The sequence below is a fragment of the Kineococcus glutinatus genome (genome assembly GCF_039542765.1).
In the GTDB taxonomy this organism is placed as follows: domain Bacteria; phylum Actinomycetota; class Actinomycetes; order Actinomycetales; family Kineococcaceae; genus Kineococcus_A; species Kineococcus_A glutinatus.
In genome coordinates, this window is record NZ_BAABIL010000024.1 from 1 (window position 1) to 4,267 (window position 4,267).

The 4,267-nt window shown below is 75.8% G+C and carries 3 protein-coding genes; 2 read left to right on the plus strand and 1 reads right to left on the minus strand.

Annotated elements, in window-relative coordinates; translation table 11 throughout:
• The first annotated feature begins 215 nt into the window (after positions 1-215).
• Together ABEB16_RS01610 and gabT are read left to right on the plus strand one after the other, a co-directional pair.
• Positions 216-1,886, plus strand: a complete 1,671-nt coding sequence (locus ABEB16_RS01610; RefSeq protein WP_345710529.1) for a putative bifunctional diguanylate cyclase/phosphodiesterase — start codon at positions 216-218, stop codon at positions 1,884-1,886.
• A 63-nt stretch (positions 1,887-1,949) separates the two neighbouring features.
• The gene (gene gabT, locus ABEB16_RS01615; RefSeq protein WP_345710530.1) at positions 1,950-3,374 is read left to right on the plus strand and encodes a 4-aminobutyrate--2-oxoglutarate transaminase; all 1,425 of its coding nucleotides are present in this window, start codon (positions 1,950-1,952) and stop codon (positions 3,372-3,374) included.
• Positions 3,375-3,593: 219 nt separating this feature from the next.
• Here gabT and ABEB16_RS01620 read toward each other — a convergent pair.
• A partial coding sequence (locus ABEB16_RS01620; RefSeq protein ID WP_345710531.1) for an NmrA family NAD(P)-binding protein occupies positions 3,594-4,267 on the minus strand: 674 nt, incomplete at its 5' end.

Consider the following 4,267-nt stretch of genomic DNA (forward strand, 5'->3'; position numbering starts at 1 on the left):
TGCTGGACCGCACGGGGCGCACGGTGCGGCTGCCGGACGACCGCCGGCGGGTCGCGGGGGCGGCGTCGGGGGCGGTGTCGGGGGCACATGTGGGGCAGGTGCCCGCCGCGGCGCGTCATGTGGACAGCTCTTGAGCGAAGAGTCACCATTGGCTCACCAACAGTGGTGACGCGGATCGGAGGCCGCTCGCCCCGGCCAGGGAGGCAGAGCAGCTCGTGGGTCGCGACCGCGACGACAGATCCCCGGCGCCGCGCTGGCCGTGGTCGGTGCGCGACGCCGCCGGCGACGACGTGCGCACCACGATCGTCCCGTGGGCGCTGGTCTCCCCCCTCGTGGTCGTCGGCGTCGTCGCGCTCGTGCAGCCCTTCGTCCCCGCCGGCCGCGTCAGCGACCTGCTCACCACCCTCGCCGGCGGGGTCGTCAGCGCTGCCCTGCTGCTCCTGGTGGCCCGGCAGTCGGCCCACCGCCTCGACGCGCAGGGCTTCGCCCGCCAGGTGAGCCTGGACGCGGCCATGCGGCAGGCGCTGCACGACCCGCTCACCGACCTGGGCAACCGGCAGCTGTTCACCGACCGCCTCACCCACGCCCTCGCGCGCCGCGCCGAGCGGGGCACGGCGGTGCTCTACATGGACCTGGACGGGTTCAAGGGCGTCAACGACGTGTACGGCCACCTCGTCGGCGACGCCATGCTCGTGGAGGTCGCCAACCGGCTGCGCGCCGCCGTCCGCCCGGAGGACACCGTGGCCCGCTTCGGCGGCGACGAGTTCGCGGTGCTCTGCGAGGACGTCGGCGACGAGGTCGTCGCCAGCCGCATCGCCGAGCGCATCATCGCCTCCATCGCGGAGAAGCCCTTCGAGCTGGCCGGCCGCAGCCTGCGCATGACGCCCAGCGTCGGCATCGCGCTGGCCACCGAGGAGGTGGACCCCTCCGGGTTGCTGCGCCGGGCCGACGCCGCCCTCTACCGCGCCAAGGAGCGCGGCAAGGCCCGCTTCGAGATGTTCGACGAGGGCATGCAGGCGCAGGCGCTGGCCAAGCGGCAGGTGGAGGACGACCTCGCGGGCGCCGCCGAGCGCGGGGAGCTGCGGCTGCACTACCAGCCGATCCTGGACCTGCACACCGACCGGGTGCGCTCGCTGGAGGCGCTGCTGCGCTGGGAGCACCCCACCCGCGGCCTCCTGGAGCCGGCGGACTTCGTGCCGATCGCCGAGCGCACCGGCCTCATCGTCGACATCGGCAACTGGGCGCTGCAGGAGGCCTGCCGCCAGCTCGGGCGCTGGTACGAGGCCGGCGGCGACGACTTCGACCTCACCGTCTCCGTGAACGTCTCCCGCCGCCAGCTCGTGCAGCAGAACCTCGTCGACGTCGTGGAGTCGTCGCTGCCGCGGGGGCGCGCCGCGGAGGCCCTGTGCCTGGAGGTCACCGAGGACCTGCTCGCCCAGGACGCCGGCGCCAGCGTCAGCACCCTGCACGCGCTGCGCACGATGGGCGTGCGCATCGGCGTGGACGACTTCGGCACCGGGCGCTCCTCCCCGGCCCACCTGCAGATGCTGCCCATCGACCACATCAAGGTGGACCGGCAGTTCACCGCGCACCTCGGTGAGCGCCAGCAGGCCGACAAGCTGTTCTCCAGCATCATCGGCATGGCCCGCACCCTCGGCATCGGCGTCATCGCCGAGGGCGTGGAGTCCGCCGCGCAGCTGCAGGCGCTGCGCCGCCTGGACTGCGACGGGGCGCAGGGCTACCTGCTGGGCCACCCGGACACGCCGGGCACCGTGGTGGACCTGCGCGGCCCGGTGCCGGTGGTGCGGGTACCCGGGTCGCAGCCGGCGCCGCGGGCCGGCGTGGAGCAGCCGTCAGCGGTGGGGGGCGTCTCGCGCAGCGTGTAGCGTCGGCGGCACCCGCCGGCGCGCGGAGAGGCCGCCGGTGCCCGCGCGACGGAAGGACCCCCCGTGACCGCTGGAACCGCCCCTGCCGCCACCGCCGCCCGACCCGGCGGGCCGGGCCTGCCGCAGGAGCGCCGCCTCGTCACGGAGATCCCCGGGCCGCGCTCGCGCGAACTCCACGCCCGCCGCGCCGCGGCGGTGGCCGCCGGCTGCACCAGCGCACTGCCGGTGTACGTCGCCGCGGCCGGCGGCGGTGTGCTCGTGGACGTGGACGGCAACTCCCTCATCGACCTCGGTGCGGGCATCGCCGTGGTCAACGTCGGCAACTCCCACCCGGGCGTCACGAGCGCGGTGGCCGAGCAGGCGGCGGCGTTCACCCACACCTGCTTCACGGTCAGCCCGTACGAGGGGTACGTCGCCGTCTGCGAGGCGCTCAACCGGCTCACCCCCGGTGCGCACGAGAAGCGCTCGGTGCTGTTCAACTCCGGCGCCGAGGCGGTGGAGAACGCGGTGAAGATCGCCCGCGCGGCCACGGGGCGTCAGGCCGTCGTGGTGTTCGAGCACGCCTACCACGGCCGCACGAACCTCACGATGGCGCTGACGGCGAAGTCGGTGCCCTACAAGCACTCCTTCGGCCCGTTCGCCCCGGAGGTGTACCGGGTGCCGATGTCCTACCCCTTCCGCGACGGTGGCCGCAGCGGGCAGCGCGCCGCCGCGGAGGCGATCAGCCGCATCGACAAGGAGATCGGCGCGGGGTCCGTCGCCGCCGTCGTCGTCGAGCCGATCCAGGGCGAGGGCGGTTTCGTCGTGCCCGCGCCGGGTTTCCTGCCGGCGCTGGCGGAGTTCTGCCGCGGCACCGGGATCGTCTTCGTGGCCGACGAGATCCAGACGGGTTTCGCCCGCACGGGCGACCTCTTCGCCTGCGAGCACGAGGGCGTGGTGCCCGACCTGGTCACCACCGCCAAGGGCATCGCCGGGGGGATGCCCATGTCGGCCGTGACCGGCCGCGCGGAGATCGTGGACGCCGTGCACGCCGGCGGTCTGGGCGGCACCTACGCGGGCAACCCGGTGGCGTGCGCGGCGGCGCTGGCGGCGATCGCCGCCGTGGAGGAGCTGGACCTGCCCGCCCGGGCCCGCGCGATCGGCGACGTCATGCTGCCGCGGTTGCGGGAGATGGCCGGGCGCCACCCGCTGATCGGCGACGTCCGGGGCCGGGGGGCGATGCTGGCCGTGGAGCTGGTGCAGCCCGGCACGCTGGAGCCGGACCCGGGCGCGACGGCCGCGGTGAACGCCTTCTGCCACGCCCGCGGGGTGCTGACGCTGACGGCCGGCACGTACGGGAACGTGCTGCGCTTCCTGCCGCCGCTGGTGATGCCCGAGCACCTGCTGCTGGAGGCGTTGGACGTGCTGGAGGAGGCGTTCGCGTCGCTGCGGGCGGGGACGGCCCCCACCGGTGCCGCCTCCCCGGAGGCGGGCCCCGTGCTGGACTGAGCCGTCCCCGGCCGGGGTGCTGCCCGTGGCGGGGTGCTGCCCGTGCCTGGCGGGGACGTTCGGCGCCCGCCACCCCGGCGTGTCGCGCCCGGACGTCCCTCTCTCGCCCTCGTAGGCCCGTGACGGGGACGTCGTGCCGCCCGCCACCGGCGTGTCGCACACCGAACGTCCCCGCCACGCCTTGCGACCACCGCCCGACCGCTCCGACGGGCCGCGCCGTCAGGCGGGGTTCCACACCCCGCCGGCCGCGACCTCGCGCGCGTAGTCCGCGAAGCGCCGGGCCGGGCGGCCGAGGACACGCGCGACGTCGTCGGTCGCCGCGGAGTTGCGCCCGTCGAGGACCTCGGTGAACAGGTATTCCAGCAGCGCCACCGCGTCGTCGGGCACGCCCCCGGCGCGCAGCGCGCCGGTGAACTCCGCCACCGGCAGCGGCACGAACGCGACGTCCCGGCCGGTGGCACGGCTCAGCGTCGTCGCGACCTGCGCGAACGTCAGCGGCTCCGGGCCGGTGAGCTCGTGCACCCGCCCGGCGTGCCCGTCCTCCAGCAGCGCCGCCACGGCCACGTCGGCGACGTCGCGCACGTCCACGAACGGCTCGGGCACGTCCCCCACCGGCAGGGCGAGGGTCCCGGCGCGCACCGCGTCGAGCAGGAAGTCCTCGGAGAAGTTCTGCATGAACCACGCGCAGCGCACGACGGTGGCGCCGGGGAAGGCGGCCAGCACGGCGTCCTCGGCGCGCCGGGCCCCGTCCTCGCCCCGGCCGGACAGCAGCACGAGGCGGCGCAGGCCGCGGCGGGCGGCCAGCGCCGCCAGCGCCTCCACCCGCTCGGGCGCACCCGGCACGGCGAGGTCGGGGGCGTAGGCGACGTACGCCGCGTCCGCGCCGGCCAGCG